The 19,318-nt window shown below is 69.3% G+C and carries 15 protein-coding genes and 2 riboswitches; of the genes, 12 read left to right on the plus strand and 3 right to left on the minus strand.

Annotated features, from left to right (window positions below; all coding sequences use genetic code 11):
• Positions 1 to 67: 67 nt before the first annotated feature.
• Together ACQPYM_RS18915 and cobN are read left to right on the plus strand one after the other, a co-directional pair.
• Positions 68 to 604 (plus strand): peptidoglycan-binding domain-containing protein, encoded by a 537-nt coding sequence (locus tag ACQPYM_RS18915; protein WP_433022407.1) that lies wholly within the window; start codon positions 68 to 70, stop codon positions 602 to 604.
• Between the two features lie 85 nt (positions 605 to 689).
• Positions 690 to 821: riboswitch (cobalamin riboswitch) on the plus strand.
• 37 nt (positions 822 to 858) lie between these two features.
• On the plus strand, positions 859 to 4,578 hold the full coding sequence (cobN, locus tag ACQPYM_RS18920; protein WP_433022409.1) for a cobaltochelatase subunit CobN: 3,720 nt from the start codon (positions 859 to 861) through the stop codon (positions 4,576 to 4,578).
• Positions 4,579 to 4,633: 55 nt separating this feature from the next.
• On the opposite strand, the gene ACQPYM_RS18925 is transcribed toward cobN, so the two are convergent.
• Positions 4,634 to 5,815: a hypothetical protein gene (locus ACQPYM_RS18925; protein WP_433022411.1), complete on the minus strand. Its 1,182-nt coding sequence runs from the start codon at positions 5,813 to 5,815 to the stop codon at positions 4,634 to 4,636.
• Positions 5,816 to 6,089: 274 nt separating this feature from the next.
• Between ACQPYM_RS18925 and surE the strand changes: the two genes are divergently transcribed.
• The 9 genes from surE to ACQPYM_RS18970 all read left to right on the plus strand — a co-directional run bounded on the left by surE (position 6,090) and on the right by ACQPYM_RS18970 (position 16,868).
• The gene (gene surE / locus ACQPYM_RS18930; protein ID WP_433022413.1) at positions 6,090 to 6,845 is read left to right on the plus strand and encodes a 5'/3'-nucleotidase SurE; all 756 of its coding nucleotides are present in this window, start codon (positions 6,090 to 6,092) and stop codon (positions 6,843 to 6,845) included.
• A 218-nt stretch (positions 6,846 to 7,063) separates the two neighbouring features.
• Positions 7,064 to 7,194: riboswitch (cobalamin riboswitch) on the plus strand.
• 220 nt (positions 7,195 to 7,414) lie between these two features.
• Positions 7,415 to 9,559, plus strand: coding sequence for a magnesium chelatase subunit D family protein (locus ACQPYM_RS18935; protein ID WP_433023333.1), 2,145 nt, complete (start codon positions 7,415 to 7,417; stop codon positions 9,557 to 9,559).
• Positions 9,559 to 10,173, plus strand: coding sequence for a cob(I)yrinic acid a,c-diamide adenosyltransferase (gene cobO, locus ACQPYM_RS18940; protein WP_433022415.1), 615 nt, complete (start codon positions 9,559 to 9,561; stop codon positions 10,171 to 10,173). Before ACQPYM_RS18935 ends, cobO begins: the two co-directional genes overlap by 1 nt.
• Positions 10,170 to 11,522 (plus strand): cobyrinate a,c-diamide synthase, encoded by a 1,353-nt coding sequence (locus ACQPYM_RS18945; RefSeq protein ID WP_433022417.1) that lies wholly within the window; start codon positions 10,170 to 10,172, stop codon positions 11,520 to 11,522. Before cobO ends, ACQPYM_RS18945 begins: the two co-directional genes overlap by 4 nt.
• The gene (bluB, locus tag ACQPYM_RS18950; protein WP_433022419.1) at positions 11,519 to 12,940 is read left to right on the plus strand and encodes a 5,6-dimethylbenzimidazole synthase; all 1,422 of its coding nucleotides are present in this window, start codon (positions 11,519 to 11,521) and stop codon (positions 12,938 to 12,940) included. Before ACQPYM_RS18945 ends, bluB begins: the two co-directional genes overlap by 4 nt.
• The gene (locus ACQPYM_RS18955) at positions 12,937 to 13,551 is read left to right on the plus strand and encodes a hypothetical protein (protein WP_433022421.1); all 615 of its coding nucleotides are present in this window, start codon (positions 12,937 to 12,939) and stop codon (positions 13,549 to 13,551) included. Before bluB ends, ACQPYM_RS18955 begins: the two co-directional genes overlap by 4 nt.
• A 134-nt stretch (positions 13,552 to 13,685) precedes the next feature.
• Positions 13,686 to 14,813 carry a LolA family protein gene (locus ACQPYM_RS18960; RefSeq protein WP_433022423.1) on the plus strand — a complete coding sequence of 376 codons (1,128 nt, stop codon included), beginning with the start codon at positions 13,686 to 13,688 and terminating at the stop codon, positions 14,811 to 14,813.
• Between the two features lie 305 nt (positions 14,814 to 15,118).
• Positions 15,119 to 15,997 (plus strand): ABC transporter ATP-binding protein, encoded by an 879-nt coding sequence (locus ACQPYM_RS18965; RefSeq protein ID WP_433022425.1) that lies wholly within the window; start codon positions 15,119 to 15,121, stop codon positions 15,995 to 15,997.
• Positions 15,984 to 16,868: an ABC transporter permease gene (locus tag ACQPYM_RS18970; RefSeq protein WP_433022427.1), complete on the plus strand. Its 885-nt coding sequence runs from the start codon at positions 15,984 to 15,986 to the stop codon at positions 16,866 to 16,868. Before ACQPYM_RS18965 ends, ACQPYM_RS18970 begins: the two co-directional genes overlap by 14 nt.
• Here the strand turns inward: ACQPYM_RS18970 and ACQPYM_RS18975 are convergent.
• Positions 16,865 to 17,599, minus strand: coding sequence for an alpha/beta hydrolase (locus tag ACQPYM_RS18975; RefSeq protein WP_433022429.1), 735 nt, complete (start codon positions 17,597 to 17,599; stop codon positions 16,865 to 16,867). The genes ACQPYM_RS18970 and ACQPYM_RS18975 overlap by 4 nt on opposite strands.
• Before the next feature lie 46 nt (positions 17,600 to 17,645).
• Here ACQPYM_RS18975 and ACQPYM_RS18980 point away from each other — a divergent pair, with 46 nt between their 5' ends.
• Positions 17,646 to 18,578: a putative RNA methyltransferase gene (locus tag ACQPYM_RS18980; RefSeq protein WP_433022431.1), complete on the plus strand. Its 933-nt coding sequence runs from the start codon at positions 17,646 to 17,648 to the stop codon at positions 18,576 to 18,578.
• 55 nt (positions 18,579 to 18,633) lie between these two features.
• On the opposite strand, the gene ACQPYM_RS18985 is transcribed toward ACQPYM_RS18980, so the two are convergent.
• Positions 18,634 to 19,299 carry an NAD(P)H-dependent oxidoreductase gene (locus ACQPYM_RS18985; RefSeq protein ID WP_433022433.1) on the minus strand — a complete coding sequence of 222 codons (666 nt, stop codon included), beginning with the start codon at positions 19,297 to 19,299 and terminating at the stop codon, positions 18,634 to 18,636.
• Between the last annotated feature and the right edge of the window lie 19 nt (positions 19,300 to 19,318).

The following is a 19,318-nucleotide window of genomic DNA, read 5'->3' on the forward strand; positions in this document are numbered from 1 at the left end:
AAATCGAGTGGAAAGTGGGTGTGCATAGGTTCGCGGTGTTGCCTGTCTCTCACAGAGGATCATGTCGATGCGAACGTTCAGCACCAAGCTCACAGCGATCTTCGGCGGTCTGCTCCGGTTGAAGAAAGCTCCACGGAAGATCCTGATGATCTGCATGGTCTCGGCCGTTGGCGCGGCCGGATCCCTCGTGGCCGCAGGTCCCGCCCAGGCGGGCGTCGTCTGCGGCACCTATGGACGAGTCAAGAACGTCAGCAACGGCGCGAACGTCGTGCCGACCTGGAGGTCGGCAACCCACAGGAGCCTGGACTGCCATCTCTACCGGGGTACGAGCGGCGATGGGGTCCGACAGCTCCAGTTGACTCTCAACGAGTGCTACGGGCCACGCCCCTTGAGTGGCGGCGTCAAGAAGTTCAGCACGGCGCTCGCTGTGGACGGGCAGTTCGGTTCCGCCACCGAGGCGGCGTTGGAGACCGTGCAGTCGTACATAGGTGTGACCGCCGACGGATCGTACGGCCCGGCGACCCGCAGCAAGATGAAGGCCCGCGCCAACAACGGCAGTGGGAACTGGTGCATGTACCTGAAGGTGCCGGTCACGTGGGCGTAATGATCTAGGCACCCGTCCGCGGCGTGTGCGCCCAGTCCCGGGGGCACACACGCTTTTCGTGTGGGGCGACCGTGGCGGAGTAGCCGGCGGGTGGGTCGGCTAGAGTCACCCACGTCATCGACGGCTTGAGCAGGAACCCGGTGTGAGTCCGGGACGGTCCCGCCACTGTGACCGCGCTTGCGTGGGAGTCAGGAACTGCTGCTGTCGTACCTGCCACCTGGGGCGTGGACACCCCGAGGAAGGACCGGCCGCGCGTGCCCGCGAACCTTTTGCTGCTCTCCACTGCCGATACCGATCTGCTGGCCGCCTCGCAGGCGCAGGCAGGCTGGAAGGTCGCCAACCCTGCCCGCGTCGACCTGGCGGAGCTCCCCACTCTCCTCGACGGCGTCGAGGTCGTAGTGGTCCGCCTGCTCGGTGGTCGCCGCGCCTGGGAGGAAGGGCTCGACGCGGTCATCGCCTCGGGTATCCCCACCGTCGTGCTCAGCGGCGAGGCGGCCCCGGACGCCGAGCTCATGTCGCTCTCCACCGTCCCGGCGGGCGCTGTCACCGAAGCGCTCGGCTACCTCCGCGAGGGCGGCTCCGAGAACCTCGGCAACCTGGCCGGCTTCCTCAAAGACACCCTCCTGCTCACCGGCGACGCCTTCGACCCGCCCAAGACGCTCCCGACCTACGGGATCCGCGCCGGCCGCAAATACACCAAAGACACCCGCCCAGTGGTCGGCATCGTTTACTACCGCGCGCACGAGATCTCCGGCAACACCGCCTTCGTGGACGCCCTGGCCGACGCGATCGAGGAGGCCGGCGCGCAACCTCTCCCCGTGTACTGCGGAACGCTGCGCGGCCTCGACCCCACCCACGAGGACAACGCGGAGCTGTTCCAACACCTCCGCGAATGCGACGTCCTGGTCACCACCCTCCTCGCAGCAGGCGGCACGGTCGCTTCCAACGCGACAGCCGGTGGCGACGACTCCTGGGACGCGGGCGCGCTCGCCGCACTCGACATCCCCTTGATCCAAGGGCTCGCGCTGACCTCGACCCGTGAGCAGTGGCTCGAGAGCGACGCCGCGATCAGCCCGCTCGACGCCGCCACGCAGGTCGCGATCCCGGAGTTCGACGGACGGCTGATCACGATCCCGTTCTCGTTCAAGGCGTACGACGCCGAGGGCATCGCCAGCTACGCGCCCGACGAGGAGCGTTGCGCCCGGCTCGCCGGTATCGCGGTCGGCCAGGCGAAGCTCCGGCACGTCGAGCCCAAGGACAAGAAGCTCGCACTCGTCCTCTCGTCGTACCCGACCAAGCACGCGCGCATCGGCAACGCAGTCGGCCTGGACACCCCGGCCTCGGCCGTCGTCCTGCTCGGCCAGCTCAAGGACGCCGGCTACGACCTCGGCCCGGACCTCAACCTCGACGACCTGCAGGGCGCGGACGGCGCTGACGGCCTGATCCACCGGCTCATCGCGGCGGGCGGTCACGACGTCGACTGGCTGACCGACGACCAGCTCGAAGGCGCGGTCGCGAAGATCCCGCTCTCCACCTACGCCAAATGGTTCAGCAAGACCCCAGAAACGTTGCAGCAGGCAATGATCGAGGCCTGGGGTGAGGCGCCCGGTTCCCTGTACGTCGACCAGTCCGGTCCGGAGCCGGCGATCGCGTTGGCAGCCCTTCAGTTCGGCAACGTCGTCCTGATGATTCAGCCGCCCCGCGGTTTCGGCGAGAACCCGGTCGCGATCTACCACGACCCGGACATGGCGCCCTCGCACCACTACCTCGCGGCGTACCGCTGGCTGGAAGCGCCCGAGGAGGAAGGCGGCTTCGGCGCACACGCGGTCGTTCACCTCGGCAAGCACGGCACGCTCGAATGGCTGCCGGGCAAGGGCATCGGCATGGCGGCCGACTGCGCGCCGGACGCAGTACTGGGGAACCTTCCGCTCGTCTACCCGTTCATCGTCAACGACCCGGGTGAGGGCACGCAGGCCAAGCGTCGCGGCCACGCCGTCATCGTCGACCACCTCGTACCGCCGATGGCGCGGGCCGAGACGTACGGCGACATGGCCAAGCTGGAGTACTTGCTCGATGAGTACGCCACCGTCTCGGCGCTCGACCCGGACAAGGTACCGACCCTGCGCGCGCAGATCTGGACCCTGATCCAGGCGGCTCAGCTGCATCACGACCTGCACACCTCCGAGAAGCCGGAGGACGAGGAGTTCGACGAGTTCGTCCTGCACCTCGACGGCTACCTCTGCGAGATCAAGGACGTGCAGATCCGCGACGGGTTGCACATCCTCGGCGGCGGGCCGGCCGGCGAAGCGCGGGTCAACCTCGTTCTCGCCGTACTGCGTGCGCAGCAGATGTGGGGCGGCGTCTCGGGCGCAGTGCCCGGTCTGCGCGCGGCACTCGCAAAGACCTTCGGAGTCGACGAGGCCGCGATGCTGGCGGACCCCGGAGCCGCAGTACCGGAGCTCGCTGACCTGGCGACGCTGGCGGACCTTCCTGCGGTGAGCGGAGCTGACGGCGTCGACCTGCTGGAATCCGTTGCGCGCAAGCTCGTTGTGGGCATGGAGACACTCTCGTGGGATGCCGGCAAGGTGCCCGTCGTCATCGCGGAGGTGCTCGGCCGCGAGGCGCCGCAGGTCCAGGCGTCGTTGCAGTTCGCTGCAGACGAGGTCGTACCGCGGCTCGCGCGGACCGGTGACGAGCTGACCAACGTACTGCGCGCGCTGGCCGGCCGTTTCGTCGAAGCCGGCCCGTCCGGGTCGCCGACTCGTGGTCTGGTGAACGTCCTGCCGACCGGCCGCAACTTCTACGCGGTCGACCCGAAGGCGATCCCGAGCCGCAACGCGTGGGACGTCGGCGTCGCGCTGGCCGACTCGTTGCTCGCCAGGCACAAGTCCGAGACGGGGGAGTGGCCGCGGTCGGTCGGCCTGACCATCTGGGGGACGTCCGCGATGCGCACCCAGGGCGACGACCTCGCCGAGGTGCTCTGGTTGCTGGGCTGCCGCCCGGTCTGGGACGAGGCGTCCCGGCGGGTGACCGGTTTCGAGGTCGTCCCGCTCGACGAGCTCGGGCGACCACGGGTCGACGTGACGATCCGCATCTCCGGCTTCTTCCGCGACGCCTTCCCCCACGTCGTCTCACTGCTCGATGAAGCCGTCCGTACTGTGGCCGCGCTCGATGAAGATGCCGCGAGCAACTACCTGAAGGCGCACGTCGACGCCGACGTTGCTGCGGGCAACGACGTACGGTCGTCAACTGCGCGAGTGTTCGGCTCCAAGCCCGGCTCGTACGGGGCTGGGCTCCTGCCGCTCGTGGACGCGCGGAACTGGCGCACCGACGCGGAGCTCGCCGAGGTGTACGCCGTCTGGGGTGGGTACGCGTACGGCAAGGATCTCGATGGCGCCGAGGCCCGACCGTCGATGGAGCGCGCCTACGCCCGCATCCAGGTCGCGGCCAAGAACGCGGACACCCGCGAGCACGACATCATGGATTCCGACGACTACTTCCAGTACCACGGTGGCATGGTCGCGATGGTCCGGCACCTGACCGGCTCCAACCCCAAGGCGTACATCGGCGACTCCGCAGTACCGGCGCAGGTGAAGACACGGACGCTCGAAGAGGAGACCAAGCGGGTCTTCCGGGCCCGGGTGGTGAACCCGCGCTGGATGGCAGCGATGCAGCGGCACGGGTACAAGGGCGCCTTCGAGATGGCGGCGACGGTGGACTACCTGTTCGGGTACGACGCGACGGCCGGCGTGGTCGACGACTGGATGTACGAGACGCTCACCACGGAGTACGTCGCGAACCCGGAGGTCGCCGAGTTCTTCCGGAAGTCGAACCCGTGGGCCCGGCACGGGATCGCCGAGCGGCTGCTCGAAGCGGCTCAGCGCGGACTGTGGTCGGAGCCGAGTGCAGAGGCACTCGAGACGCTGCGCACCGCAGTACTGGAAACCGAAGGCGATATCGAGGACCGCGGCTGAGGTAGGCATCGCGGACCGCGCCTGAGGCAGGCGCGGTCCGGTGTCGGTGTCGGGGCTAGCAGACGTTCATCGTGCTGTTGTCGAGGGTGATGGCGCGGAAGGTGGTGTTCGTTCCGCACGGGTTCTCGGTGATCCGGGAGTTCCGGACGGTGAGGTTCTGGATCAGGATGTCGCGGTTGTTGGCGAACTCGGTGCGGGCGGCCAGCCGGATCTCCCCGCCGCCGGTGACGGTGCCGCCGACGGCCGCGATATTCACGTTGTAGCAGTTCTCGATCAGGATGGCGTTGTTGCCGGTGTTCGAGATCGTCACCCGGTCGATGACGGCGCCGCCGCTCTCCGAGACGCAGAAGACACCGCGACCGCCGCCCCGCGCGATGACCGTGCCGACGCGGATGTTGGTCGGGTAACTGGTGGCGACCCGGCCGTTGCGGTTGGCCATCCGGAACGCCGCGTACCCGGTACCGGTGGCGGCGCCGTCGGCATCGACCGTCCCGATGGTGGCGTTGATGGTCTGGTTGAGCAGCAGGCCGGAGTCGCGGGTGTTGCGGGCGGTCACGGTACCGATGGTGAGCCCGTCGACTCCGTACGTCTCGACGCCGTGGGTGCCGGTGCCCGAGACGTAGACGTTGTCGATGCGCACGTTTCTCGTCCACTGACTGGTGTCGCCGCGGTTGTCGATCCGGATGCCGAGGCCGCCGGACAGCCGCATGTCCACCTGGCCGATGACGACGTTCCTGACGTTGCGCAGGAAGATGCCGTAGAGCGGCGCACCGGTCATCGTCAGGTGCTGGACCTCGATGTCGTTGACGTTGCGGGCGTAGATCGGGGCCTTGTCGCCGGTCCCGGAGCCGGTGACGTTGATCGTGCCGCAGATGTCGACGGTGGTGTAGCTGGCGAGCGACACCCGGGCGTCCTTGCTGATCGATCCCGAGCCGCGCACCACCACGCGCTGCTTGGAGGTACGGCCCGCGGTCAGCCGGTTGATCGCCGTCTGCATCGCGGTGGCCATGCTGGTGCCGGTGTAGGTGGTGGTGCTGCCGTTCCTGGCCGTCCAGGTGCTGCCGCTGAGTGTTACCTCTGCGTGGTAGGTGCCGGTGCCGCAGTCGGCGTTCACACTGTCGGCCGCTCGGTCTCGCTGCTCGGCGAGGCCGGCGGCGTGGGCCGCCGCGGGCGCCGCTGCGCCGAGCATCGCCAGACAGAGGAGGGTGGCGGCAGTACGCCGTTGGAATGTGGGCATTGGGGGCCTCCGAGGAGTGGGCGGGCGGAGCGCCGGGGGTGGGTAGGCGGAGCGCCAGGATGGGCGGCAACCGCTTTCCGGCGTCTCGGATTGTTCCGACGTGCTCACTCGGGCGTCAAGCGTTCGTAACCGGTTGATCACCAGGAGTGTTGGCCGGATCCGGACATCTCGTCTCGCGGCGCGGCGTACGGGACAGCCCGCTTGCCTGGGTGAGGCGGTTTCCGGGGTGGCGCGAGTCGGCGCGGAGGCGTCCGGGGTGTGGTTGGGTTGAGGTATGGCGCCCGAACAGTTGCGAGTCCTGGTCACCAACGACGACGGTTACGAGTCCCTGGGCATCCAGGCGCTCGCCGCGGCCATCGAGGAGGCCGGCCACGAAGTCCAGGTGGTGGCGCCTTGGGACGATCAGAGTGGGGTCGGATCGTCGCGGGCCCGGATGATCGGCCGGCGGATCGCGTCGAAGGTCGGCGAGAACGGGTTCGTCGGGATCGACGGGACACCGGGGATCGCGGTGACACTGGCCCGGCTGGGCGCCTTCGGGCCGCCGCCGGACATCGTTGTGTCCGGCATCAACCACGGCCACAACATCGGCCCGATCCTGCACTCCGGCACCGTCGCCGCCGCGCTGACAGCCGCCACCCAAGGGCTGTCCGGGCTCGCGATCAGCATCGACTCCGAGGATCCCTCGTACTTCGAAACCGCGGGCACCGTCGCCGCGGAAGCGCTCACCTGGCTGCGGGACCAGCCGGTCGGCACGGTGATCAACGTCAACGTGCCCGACGTACCGGTGAGCGAACTCAAAGGCGCCCGCTGGGCCCGACTGGCGCCGTACGAACGCTCCCGCCTGGTCCTCGAAACAACCCCGACCGGCGACCAGCTCATCACCCTGCGAACCCTCCCACCCCCCACCGAACCCGACACCGACGAGACCCTCCTCCTGGCCGGCTACATCACCGTCACCCCCCTCACCGGCGTAGGCGAACTCCCCGGCGACTCAGCGGCCACCCACCTCTCAGCCGCCTTCACCAACTAGACCCCTCGCGGCGATTCCCGCCGCTGCCGGCGGGATGGGGCGGCAGCTCCGTCGCCGCTCGGCGAGAGCCGCATCCCCGCAGCCCCTCGGGTGTGGGCGGACCGTCGGCGCGGGCTGCTCACCTGCTGGGCACCCCGACGGAGCCGGCAGGGTGGTTTTGTCGTCTGTCGGTGATGACGCTCACCTGCTCCGGGCGGTCCGGCGTGTGGGTGGTGTGGAATGATCGCCGGGACGGTTGTGGAGGAACACCGGTGACGGCCCTGTCGGGGCTGGATTCCGGGGCGGTCCCGCCACTGTGACCGGGCTCAGGCCCGGAAGCCAGGACATCCGCGATCGTCCGTCAGGGAGCGCTCTCCGCGCGCCCGGCGTGCCAAGTGCCGAGGCGGGCGTGGACACCCGCAGGACGAAGGGAACCACCGCCCATGCGGTCTGCTCCGACAAATCCCAGCTCACCCGACGGCCGCCCGGCGCCGACCGGGTCCGGCACTCCGATCGCGACGGAGCCCGGCTCGTCCAGCGGCCGTCCGGTGGCGGCGGTGTCGAGCTCCTTCAGCGGCCGGCCGGTGTCGATGGGATTTCCGTTCACCGCTGTGGTCGGGATGGAGGATCTTCAGCTTGCGTTGATCCTCGCGGCGGTCTCGCCGGCGATCGGTGGCGTGCTGATCCGCGGCGAGAAGGGTACGGCGAAATCGACGGCCGTCCGCGCGCTGACCGAGCTCCTCCCGCCCGTCGAGGTGATCGAGGGCTGCCGCTTCTCCTGCGACCCCATCGCCCCCGACCCCACCTGCCCGGATGCCCCCCACTCGGCGCCAACCGACCGCCTTCACGCCGAGGCGCAGTTGACGGCGGTTTCGCGACCGGCTCGCCTGGTTGAGTTGCCGGTCGGGGCCACCGAGGATCGTGTTCTCGGCTCGTTGCACCTCGAGCGAGCACTCTCCGAAGGCGTCACGGTCTACGAACCCGGCCTGCTCGCGGCCGCGCATCGCGGGCTCCTGTACGTCGACGAGGTCAACCTCCTGCACGACCACCTGGTCGACGTACTGCTCGACGCCGCCGCGATGGGTCGCGCGACCGTCGAGCGCGACGGCGTCTCGATCACCCACCCGGCGAGCTTCGTCCTCGTCGGCACGATGAACCCAGAAGAGGGCGAACTCCGCCCGCAACTGCTCGACCGCTTCGGTCTCACCGTCGACGTGGTCGCCAGCCGCGACCCGGCCGTCCGCGTCGAGGTGATGCGCGCCCGGCTCGCCTACGAAGCGGACCCGATTGCCTTCATCAGCAAGTACTCCGGTGCGCAGGCCGAACTGTCCGAGCGCATCGCCAAGGCCAAGTCCCGCCTCGCGGACGTCATCCTCACCGACGCCGCGCTGCGCCAGATCGCCGAGATCTGCGCTTCGTTCGACGTCGACGGGATGCGCGCGGACCTGGTCACCGCCCGTACTGCGATCGCCCACGCCGCCTGGTCGGGCCGGACCGTCGTCGAGGTGGAAGACGTCCGCGCCGCCGCGAAACTCGCCCTCCCGCATCGCAAGCGCCGCAACCCCTTCGACGCTCCCGGCCTGGACGACGAGCAACTCGAACAAGCCATCCAGAACAGCACTCCACCAGACCCCGACCCGGACGACGACCCCGACGGCGGCGGCCCAGACGGCGGCGACTCAGGCGGCGGCGGCTCAGGCGGAGGCCCGGACGGCGACTCCAAGGGCGACGGCCCCGAGACGCCGCCAGGAGCAGACAACGACGACAGCGCCGACGATCCGGCGAGCCCCGACAATCGAGCCGACGCCTCACGCGCATCGACCGACGCCGACTCGGGGGAGCCGGACCGCGTCCCGGGGCAGCCCGGCGAGAACGCTGACGGCGCCAACTCCGGTGCCGCGCCGACGGGCGAGGTGGCCGCCAGTTCCACGCCGTACAAGGCTCGTCTGCTGAGTGTCCAAGGTGCCGGAGCCGGTGTTGCCGGACGGCGTTCGAGGGCGTTGACCGAGGTCGGCCGCGTGGTCGGCGACCGTGCCCGTGTCGGTCGCGAATCGGGCCGTCCGCACCTCCTCGCGACCATCCGCAGCGCCGCTGCCCACCAGCACACTCGCGGTCGCAAAGGACCCGGTCTCGCCGTCCGCACCTCCGACGTACGGCTCGCGGTCCGCGAAGGGCGCGAAGGCAATCTCGTCCTCTTCTGCGTCGACGCCTCCGGCTCGATGGGCACGAAGAAGCGGATGACCGAGGTGAAGACCGCGATCGTCTCGCTCCTGCTCGACGCCTACCAGCGCCGCGACACGGTCGGCCTGGTCACCTTCGCCGGAGCCGACGCGACCGTCGCCCTTCCGCCGACGGGCAGCGTCGAAGCCGCAGTACGGCGGCTCGAATCGCTGCCGACCGGTGGTCGCACCCCGCTGGCAGAGGGCCTGCTGAAAGCTTCCGACGTACTGCGAATCGCCGCGATCCGCGATCCGCGTCGCCGGCCCTTGCTGGTGCTCGTGACGGACGGCCGGGCGACGGCCGGCGACAAGGCATTTGCGAAGGCGAAGCAGGCGGCCGGATGGCTGGCTCAGCAGGGGATCGCGTCGGTCGTGGTCGACTGCGAGCCGCGTCGTGGCGTCCGGCTCGGGCTCGCCGCGGAACTCGCCGCCGACCTCGGCGCGGAGTACCTGGACCTGGGAGAAGTTGCCGCGGGCAATCTTGTTCGCGCCGTCACCGATCGGAGCGCCGCCTGATGCCGCAGGGACAGCCGAGTGTCGTACCGCAGGACGGGCTGACCACCCGGCAGCGCCGGAACCGGCCGCTGCTGATGGTGCACACCGGGGAGATGAAGGGGAAGTCGACCGCGGCGTTCGGGATGGCGCTGCGCGGCTGGAACCAGGGCTGGAACATCGGCGTCTTCCAGTTCGTCAAGAGCGCGAAGTGGAAGGTCGGCGAGGAGGGTGCCTTCAAGGCGCTCGGACAGTTGCACGAGGCAACGGGCCGGGGCGGGCCGGTCGAGTGGCACAAGATGGGCGAGGGCTGGAGCTGGTCGCGCAAGGCCGGCTCCGAGGAGGACCACGCCGCCGACGCGCTCGAGGGCTGGCGGGAGATCCAGCGCCGGATCGCCGCAGAGACGCACGATCTGTACGTGCTGGACGAGTTCACCTACCCGATGAAATGGGGCTGGGTCGACGTCGACGAGGTGGTCGAGACGCTGACGTCGCGGCCGGGCCACCAGTACGTCGTGATCACCGGCCGGAACGCGGACCAGCGACTGCTCGACGCCGCCGACCTGGTCACCGAGATGACCAAGATCAAGCACCCGATGGACGCCGGCCAGAAGGGCCAGAAGGGCATCGAGTGGTGACTGCGCGGGTTGTGGTGGCGGCGCCGTCTTCGGGCGCTGGGAAGACGACAGTGGCCGTCGGCTTGATGGCTGCGCTGCGCCGGTCCGGGCATGTGGTGGCGGGATTCAAGGTCGGGCCGGACTACATCGATCCCGGCTTCCATGCGGTGGCGACCGGCAGGCCCGGGCGGAATCTCGATCCGATGTTGTCGGGCGAGGAGCGGGTCGCGCCGCTGTTCGCGCATGGGTGCGCCGGGGCTGACATCGCTGTGGTCGAAGGGGTGATGGGCCTTTACGACGGCGCTCTCGGCACCGAAGGCTTCTCGTCCACCGCGCACGTCGCGAAGTTGCTGCAGGCACCGGTTGTGCTGGTGGTCGACGCGTCCGCGGCCGGCCGGAGCGTCGGGGCGGTCGTCCAGGGGTTTGTGGCCTTCGACACCGGTGTCCGGATCGTCGGCGTGATTCTCAACAAGGTCGGGTCGGACCGGCACGAGGCCGAGGTCCGGGCCGGCGTCGCGCCGACCGGCGTACCGGTGCTCGGCGTACTGCGCCGGGACACGCGGCTGACCGTTCCGAGTCGGCACCTCGGTCTTGTGCCGGCCGACGAGCAGCGCGAGCAGGCTTCGGCGGCCGTCGACGCGGCGGCTGAGCTGGTTCGCCAAGGGGTCGATCTGGAAGCGTTCATCGCTGCCGCACGGGCAGCGGCACCGCTCGACGTGGTCCCTTGGGAACCATCGGCCGAGGTCGCGCCGGCCGAAGAGGGTCGACCGGTCATCGCGATGGCCGGCGGTCCCGTCTTCTCCTTCCGCTACACCGAGACGGCCGAGCTACTGACCGCCGCCGGCGCCGACGTCGTCACCTTCGACCCACTGCACGAGTCGTTGCCCGAGGCAACGTCAGCCCTCTATCTGGGTGGTGGCTTCCCCGAGCTGCATGCCGAAGCACTGTCCGCCAACGTTGTCTTGCGCGAGCAGGTGGCCGCCGAGATCGCGGGCGGCCTGCCGGTCGTCGCCGAGTGCGCCGGCCTCCTCTACCTGTGCCGCGAACTCGACGGCCACCAACTGACCGGCGTCCTCCCAGCCAAGGCACAGATGACGAGCCGCCTCACGCTCGGCTACCGCACCGCCGTCGCCGCGTCAACCACGGCGCTCTTCGACGAGGGCCGCCGCGTGCACGGACATGAGTTCCACCGCACGACGGTGGAGTTCGACAGCGGGGTCCCGGCCGCGTGGTATCTGCCCGGTGGTCAGGAGGGCTTCGCCCGCTCGCAGATCCACGCCTCCTACCTGCACCTGCATTGGACGGCGACCCCCGACGTACCGGCCCGCTTCGTGGCGGCCGCCAGGATCCACGCGGGACTAGAGAAGTGAGCCTCGTCCTAGGCGTCGGCCTGCGCTCGGGTACGTCGTACCGGGAGCTGCGGGATCTCGTGCACTCGGCCCTGGGTGAGCTGGACCCTGCGGACGTGACTCACGTGCTCACGGTCGAAGGCAGAGAGACAGAGCCCGGGCTGCAACGCCTGGCGGCGTCACTGAGCGCATCACTGGTGACTGCAACCAAGCAGGAACTCGCCGCCCAAGCAGTGCCGACTCCAAGCGACCAGGTCAGTCGCTTAGCCGGTACTGCGAGTGTCGCGGAGGCAGCCGTGGTGCTGAGCGGGGCTGAGCTCGTAGTACCCAAGCGGGCTTCCGAGCGGGCCACTGTCGCCGTGGGCCGACTCCCGGCGACTACAGCTGCTCCTGGTTACCCGGTGGGGGAGCGGGACGTAGTACACCGGGTACTGGCCGAGCGGCGTGATGTGCGGCGTGGGTTCCTGGCCAAGCCTGTTGCCGACGATGTGCTCACCAGGGTGCTGGAGTCGGCGCATAGGGCGCCCAGTGTCGGGTTGAGTCAGCCATGGGACTTCTTGCTGATCAGGGACGTCGCCACTCGCCGCAAGATCCGGGACCTCGCCGCTGCCCAGCGGGACGCGTTCGCCGCTTCACTGCCCGCTGACCGGCGCAGTGCGTTCGACGGGCTCAAGATCGAGGCGATCCTGGAGACACCACTCAACATCGCCGTCACCTGCGACCCGGGACGAGGCGGCAGGCACGTGCTGGGCCGCCATGCCGATCCGCGGACCACCTGGTTCTCCGCGGCGATCGCTATCCAGAACCTGTGGCTTGCGGCGCGTGCGGAAGGACTGGGCGTCGGCTGGGTGTCGTTCTTCGAGCCGGGCGAGGTCGCTGCAGTGCTGGACCTGCCGTCGCACGTGGAGCTGGTGGGCTACCTGTGCGTGGGCCATGTGGAGGAGTTCGCTGCGGCGCCGGAGCTGGTTCGCAGTGGCTGGGCTGCGCGGAGGCCGCTGTCCTGGGCTGTGCATCAGGAGGCCTGGGGTCAGCGCGGCCTGCCGGGGTCAGAGCCCGGTGCGGTGATCGCTGGCGACGCTGCGGCGGCTGCGGGCGCAGTACGGACTGTGGGGACTCAGGCTGTGCGGTTGATCGTGGCGGAGGTCGCGGCAGCGGCGTACCTGGAGGCGGCGGAGGCACTCGTAGTACAGGTCGGGGGTGAGAAGCCTGCAGCGGACTTCGGGGTGCTGTGGCGGCCGGCGCGGACAGTGGACGAGGCAGTGGAGCTTGGCGTGGAGTTAGCGCGTGACCTCGTACTGCAAGGAGTTGGGTCGATCCAGCTGGAGCTGGCCTCGGACTCCGTGGAGGCGGCAGGACTGGCCCGCGGCGTACGGCTCGGGGCACTGGCGTGTGGAGCTGCGGTGGATGAGCCGGTGGAGATGAAAGACTCGTCCGCATGACCGTCCCACCTCAAGGCCCTGCGCCTATGTATGTCCCCGCCTTCTCGATGAAGCAGCGGATCACGATGATGGCGAACAGGTACGAGCTGATCGTCACCAACCCCGACGGCACCGACGGGCAGCTGCTCGCGTTCGCCCAGCAGAAGCGGATGGCCTTCAAGGAGGAGGTCACCTTCTACGCCGACGACACCAAGAGCCAGGCGGTGTTCTCCTTCAAGGCCCGCAAGCGGCTCGACCTCGGCGCCGGGTACGACGTCTTCGACGCGAACGGTCAGTCCATCGGCTGGTTCAAGAAGGAGTTCGGCAAGAGCCTGCTGCGGTCCAGCTGGCAGCTGGCCGGCCCGGGCCTGGAGGCCGACGGGGCCGAGCGGAACCCGACCATCGCGATCGTCCGGCGGGTCTGGCAGTTCGTCCCGATCGTCGGTGACATCCCGTTGCCGTTCATCTTCCACTTCGACTTCGTGGACCGGGCCAGCGGTCAGCCGGTGCTGTCGGTCGAGCGCAAGGTGTCCGTGCGTGACCGGTACCGGGTCAGCGTGCCGGACTCGCGGCTCGACTTCCGGGTGGCGGCGGCGATGACCGTCGCGCTGGACGCACTGCAGAGCCGCTGACCTTTGGGAATCCGACGCTCGTAGTACGTTCCGCCGGGGACGTACTGCGAGCGTTGTAGTTGGCGCTCACTCTTTTGGGTGAACCGACCCTGAGCGGCTTGGTTCGGCGGGTGCGCGGTGCGAGTCTTGTAGACATGGGTGCAGCGAAGCGCGGTCGACGGTGGTTGGTTCCGGCTACGGCAGTTGCGGTGGTCGCAGGCGTGGGGGCGTTCGGGCCGATGGTCGCGGACGCGTCTCCGGACCTGCCGAAGATCACCGCGCAGGAGCTGCTGGCGCGAGTCCAGACGGCCAAGGTGGACGGGCTGTCGGGCACGGTCACGTCCTCGACCGATCTCGGCCTGCCGTCGCTGCCCGGGATGGAGGGCGAGGCCAACCAGTTCCTCGACCTGCTGACCGGTGACCACACCGCGCGGGTGGCCTTCGCGGGGCCGGACAAGGCTCGCGTCTCGGTGCTCGACGACATGGCCGAGCGCGTGCTGACCACGGACGGCAAGACCGCCTGGGTCTACGACTCGGCCCGGCGCGAGGCGACCAAGCTGACGCTGCCGGCGCGCACGGCGCGCCCGGCCAAGCCGGAGATCGCACCGGAGAAGCAGACCTACGACCCGCAGGCCGTGGCGAAGAAGTTCCTGGCCGCGATCGACCCGTCGACGAAGGTCGAGGTCAGCGGCACGGAGAAGGTGGCCGGCCGCGACGCGTACAAGCTGCGGCTGGTGCCGAAGACGGATCAGACCACTGTCGGCTCGGTGACGCTCGCGGTCGACTCGAAGAACTGGATCCCGCTGCAGGTGACGGTGATGCCGCGGACCGGCAAGGACCCGGCGGTGCAGCTCGGCTTCTCGGCGGTCTCCTTCGACGTACCGTCGGCGAGCACGTTCGCGTTCACGCCGCCGAAGGGTGTGAAGGTGACGGAGAAGCAGCTCCCGTCGAAGCTGGAGGGCAAGTCGAAGGTGGAGGGCAAGCAGACTCCGCCGATCAAGCCGAAGCCCGGCACCCCGGTGCCCGCGAAGCCGTCCGCTGATCGCCCGACCGTCATCGGCGAAGGCTGGAACAGCGTCGTCGTACTGCGCGGCAAGGCGCCGAGCAACCCGATGCTCGACCAGCTCCTGGCGAAGTCACCGACCGTCCAGGGCTCGTGGGGGACCGGCAAGATCGTGTCGAGCAAGATGGTCAACGCGCTGATCACTACCGACGGCCGGGTCTTCGCCGGCCTGGTCACCCCCGAAGCCCTCCAAGCAGCCGCCACCAAGGCCCCCCGCTGAGTCCCCAACTCCCCACCCCGGTGCCAACCGTGCCCCCCACCCCAGCCGAGGCCGGCGAGCCAGCTCCCTCCATGCCCACCCAGGCGGACGAGTCAGCTCCGAGCTCGTCCGCCGAGGCCGGCGGATCGGCTCTCGCTGCGTCCACCCAGGTCGGCCCGCCAGCTACGGCCACACCCACCCACGCCGGTGGGGCGGCTCTGGCGTCATCCGGCAGTGCTGATCGGTCGGCTGTTCCGAGGGCCAGTGCGGTTGGTGAGTTGCCGATTGTCACTCGGGGGCTGACCAAGCGGTTTCGGGGTGGGCAGGTGGCGGTGGACAGTATTGATCTGGAAGTTCCGGCCGGGAGTATTTTCGGGTTTCTCGGGCCGAACGGATCCGGGAAGACGACGACGATCCGGATGCTGCTCGGGTTGATCACGCCGACCTCGGGGTCGGTGGAGTTGCTGGGCGAGCCGATGCCGAAGGCTCAGCTGTCCGTGTTGCCCCGGGTCGGAGCGTTGGTTGAAGGCCCGGCCTTCTACCCGTTCTGGACCGGACAAGCCAACCTGCTCCGCTTCGACGCCGCCGACCGCACCGCCGACCCGAGAACGCGCAAGCTGCGCGCCGGCCAGGCCCTTGAACGGGTCGGCCTGTCCAACGCCGCGGGGAAGAAGGTCCGCGCCTACTCGCTCGGCATGCGCCAGCGGCTGGCGATCGCCGTCGCGCTGATGCAGCGCCGCGACCTGCTCGTACTGGATGAGCCGACCAACGGTCTCGACCCGCAGGGCACCCGCGAGGTCCGTTCGCTGATTCGCGAGCTGGCCGCCGACGGTACGACGATCTTCACCTCCACCCACCTGCTGGCCGAGGTCGAACAGCTCTGCACGCATGCCGCCGTGATGAGCCGCGGGCGCATCGTCCGGCAGTCGACGATGGCCGAGCTCCGTTCCGAGCTGCGGCCACGCCTCGTCGTCCGGACGCCCGACCTCGAGCGGGCCGCGACGACGTTGACCGGCCTCGGGCTGACCGACGTACGGACGCTGGAAGAAGTTGTCGACGGTGATCCGGGGGAGTTGCCGATCGACAAGCTCGCCGCCGCGCTGGTCGCCGCGGACGTCCGGATCCACGGGTTCGGGGTCGAGCATCCCAGCCTGGAGGATGCGTTCGTGGCGCTGACCGGGGAGGGTTTCGATGTCGCTGAGTGAAACCGCCGATCGTCGCGATCTGGCCAAGGTGAGCGACCGTGGCGCCCGCCGGCCGACCGCCGGCCGGCACACGATCGCGCTGTTCGCCTCCGAGCTGCATCTCGTCTTCGGCAGGGCGCGGACCTGGGTCACCCTCGCGGTGCTGGCCGGCGTACCGGTGCTGGTCGGTGTCGCGATCAGGTTGTCCGGAGCCGAGGGCGGCGACGGGTTCATCGGTCAGGTCGCCGGCAATGGTTTCTTCCTTGTGGTCGCGAGCCTCGCGTTGTCGTTGCCGTTCTTCCTGCCCACCGCCGTCACGGTCGTGGCGGGGGAGTCGCTGGCGGGCGAGGCGAGTCTCGGCACCCTGCGGAACATGCTGACCGCGCCGGCCGGACGATCCCGGCTGCTCGCGGCGAAGATGGTCGCGCTTGTGGTGTTCTGTGTGACCGCGACGTTGACGATCTGGCTCTCCGGGCTGATCGCGGGGGTCGTGCTGTTCCCGGTCGGCGATGTCGTGTTGCTGTCGGGGACGACGGTGTCGCTGGCCGACGGACTGCTGCGCGCGTTCGGGATCGCGATCCTGGTCGCCTTGTCGCTGCTCGGACTGGCCGGCATCGGGTTGTTCGTCTCGTCGCTGACGTCGACTCCGCTCGCGGCGATGGCGGCGACGTTCGGTGCGTTCATCGTGTTCGGGATCCTGGGTGCGATCCCGCAGATCGACGAGATCCACCCGTGGCTGCTGATGTACGGCTGGCCCTCGTTCGCCGACCTGCTGCGCGACCCGCCGTACTGGGACGCGATCGTGCGCAACCTCCTGGTGCAAGCCGCCTACCTGGCAGTCTTCTATGCCGCAGCCTGGGCCCGCCTGACCAGTCGCGACATCAACGGCTAACTCCCGAGCTGCCGGGCGAAGAACCTCAGCGCGCTGTCCAGCTCGAACCCCGGAACCTCACCGTGTTGACCGGGGTTGGCATGCAGCGTCTTCTCGGCTGAGCCGAAGGCGTCGAACAGGGCCAGGCTCTCGTGCCGTGGCACGCGCTCGTCGTCCCACTGCACCAGGAACTCCACCGGCACAGTGATCTCTGCGGCAGCCTCGACCGATGCAAGCGCCCCGAACAGACCCAACACCGCAGCGCGGACTCGGGGCTCCGCGGCAACAAACGGAACACCGAGCCCGCACCCGAGCGAGAGCCCCCAATAACCCACCGGACCGGCGCCGATGTGATCGAGTTGCTGGACCGCGTCCAGGACCGCTTGCCACTCCGTCACAGTCGGGCGCGCGACGAGCGCCTGGAAGTCGGCAAGCAGCGGAGACGTCTCTTCGCCGGCCGCCACCAGAGCCTGCTCCTCACTTGCCAGCCGGTCAAACGCCGCGTCTCGCGGCCGTTCGCCATGGCCGCGCACGTCAACCGCCACCGCTGCAACTCCACACTCGATCACGAAGCGGCGCGCACGGGCGAGCATGCCGGGCGCCAGTTTGTGCTCGCCACCGCCGTGTCCCATCAGGATGAGCGGGCGTGCACCGACGGCGCCTTCCGGCGTCCACAGCACGCCGGGCAGCTCACCAAGAGTGAAGAGCTGTTGGCGAACTCCGTCGGACGACGTCTCAGCGGTCAGGCGCATGGTGCGCAAGCCTTTCAAGACGGCGGTAGTAGGTAGTCTCCGGGGTGTGCACCCCGACCTGGTCTCCGTACTGCGCTGCCCGGTCTGCGGTGACGCACTGTCCCTGACAGCCCGTACTGCGGTCTGCCCGCGACGGCATGCGTTCGACCTCGCCAAGCAGGGCTATCTCAACTTGTTGCCCTCGGCCTCGACCGGCATCGAGGGCGACTCGGCGGACATGATCGAAGCCCGCGAGGCCTTCCTCTCCGCCGGCCACTACACCCCGATCCGCGACGCACTGATCGCTGCCAGCACCAAGGCGCTTGCGCACAAGCGCGGCGAGTTTGGCGTGCGCCGCGTCGGCGAGGGCAGCGGCGGCGAGGGGAGCGCCGTGGAGGGTGGGCTGGTGGTGGAGGTGGGGGCTGGCACTGGGTATTACCTGGCGGGGGTGGTTGGAGCCGCCAGCGGGCAGTGGGGGTTGGCGTTGGATGTGTCGCGGTATGCGGCGCGGAGGGCGGCTCGGGTGGATCCGGAGCGGATCGGGGCCGTGGTTTGTGATGCATGGCGTGAGTTGCCCGTGCAGGATCAGGCCGCCGCGTTGGTGCTGAACGTGTTCGCGCCTCGGAACGCCCAGGAGATGGCCCGCATCCTCGCGCCCGGTGGTTCGCTCCTGGTGGTGACGCCCAACCAGACCCACCTGACCGAGCTGGTCGAAGTACTGGGGCTGGTTCGGGTGGATCAGGAGAAGGAGCAGCGGCTGACCGCTTCGCTGGCTGGTTCGTTCGTGCGGACCGGTAGCGAAGTCGTGGAGGTTGCGATGCGGCTGGACCATGCCGCGGTCGAGCGGCTGGTGGCGATGACACCGAGTGCGCGGCACACGGCCAAGGCCGAGCTGACGGAGCGGATCGCAGTACTGGCTGATCCTGCCGAGGTGACGTTGTCGGTGACGCTGTCTGTCTGGCAGAGCGCCGGCTCGAGCACGGCACCTGCAGGCGACTAGCAACAATCAACAGACGTCCAGCGCGATCACCCTGACCTGCGCTGCTGGGACTGGATCAGACCGTGGCGGCGATCAGTTCCTTCGCGACGGCGACTCCGTGGTCCTTGGCAGCGAGGTGCGCCTCCTCCTGGGCGGCCTTGGACGCGGGGATCAGGTCCGCCATCGCCGGGGTGACCGGTGCCAGCGTGAGTTCGGCGACGGCCTGCCGGACGGTCATGCCGAGCAGGTCTCCGAAGATGCGCTCCAGGTACGGCGTGGCGTGGTCCCAGCCTTCGCGCGGGGTGCCGGGGCCGTAGCCACCGCCGCGAGCCAGCGTGAAGATGGCCGGTCGGCCCTGGAGCGAGGACCCGCTGAGCAGGTCGCTGTCGAGCAGCAGCAGGTCGATCCAGGTCTTCACGTGCTGGGAGATTCCGTAGTTGTAGAGCGGTACTGCGAGCAGCACCGCGTCGGCGTTCCTGAGTTCGGCCGAGAGCTCGGCGGCCAGGGCGCTCGCCTCGGCGGTGTCGGCGCGGTTGGCGTCAGGACCTGCGTCCAGCCCCATCGACAGTGCGGCCACGGCAGGCCAGACGTTGGACGGGAGCGGATCGCGGCCGAGATCCCGCCGGACCACGACGCCGTCCGGGTGCTCCGCGCGCCAGGCGGCCTCGGCACTGTCGGCCAGCGCCCGGCTGACGGATCCGTCGATCCGGATGCTGGCGTCGACGCGAAGGAGGGTGGTCATGTCGTTCCTCTCTGCAACA

The sequence above is a fragment of the Kribbella sp. CA-294648 genome (assembly GCF_050943845.1).
In the GTDB taxonomy this organism is placed as follows: Bacteria; Actinomycetota; Actinomycetes; order Propionibacteriales; family Kribbellaceae; genus Kribbella.

Bases quoted from the DNA above. Each gene is read 5' to 3' on its own strand.
- ACQPYM_RS18915 (WP_433022407.1), top strand. From the start codon at position 68: ATGCGAACGTTCAGCACCAAGCTCACAGCGATCTTCGGCGGTCTGCTC.
- ACQPYM_RS18925 (WP_433022411.1), bottom strand. From the start codon at position 5,815: ATGCCCACATTCCAACGGCGTACTGCCGCCACCCTCCTCTGTCTGGCG.
- surE (WP_433022413.1), top strand. From the start codon at position 6,090: ATGGCGCCCGAACAGTTGCGAGTCCTGGTCACCAACGACGACGGTTAC.
- ACQPYM_RS18935 (WP_433023333.1), top strand. From the start codon at position 7,415: ATGGGATTTCCGTTCACCGCTGTGGTCGGGATGGAGGATCTTCAGCTT.
- cobO (WP_433022415.1), top strand. From the start codon at position 9,559: ATGCCGCAGGGACAGCCGAGTGTCGTACCGCAGGACGGGCTGACCACC.
- ACQPYM_RS18955 (WP_433022421.1), top strand. From the start codon at position 12,937: ATGACCGTCCCACCTCAAGGCCCTGCGCCTATGTATGTCCCCGCCTTC.
- ACQPYM_RS18960 (WP_433022423.1), top strand. From the start codon at position 13,686: ATGGGTGCAGCGAAGCGCGGTCGACGGTGGTTGGTTCCGGCTACGGCA.
- ACQPYM_RS18970 (WP_433022427.1), top strand. From the start codon at position 15,984: ATGTCGCTGAGTGAAACCGCCGATCGTCGCGATCTGGCCAAGGTGAGC.
- ACQPYM_RS18975 (WP_433022429.1), bottom strand. From the start codon at position 17,599: ATGCGCCTGACCGCTGAGACGTCGTCCGACGGAGTTCGCCAACAGCTC.
- ACQPYM_RS18985 (WP_433022433.1), bottom strand. From the start codon at position 19,299: ATGACCACCCTCCTTCGCGTCGACGCCAGCATCCGGATCGACGGATCC.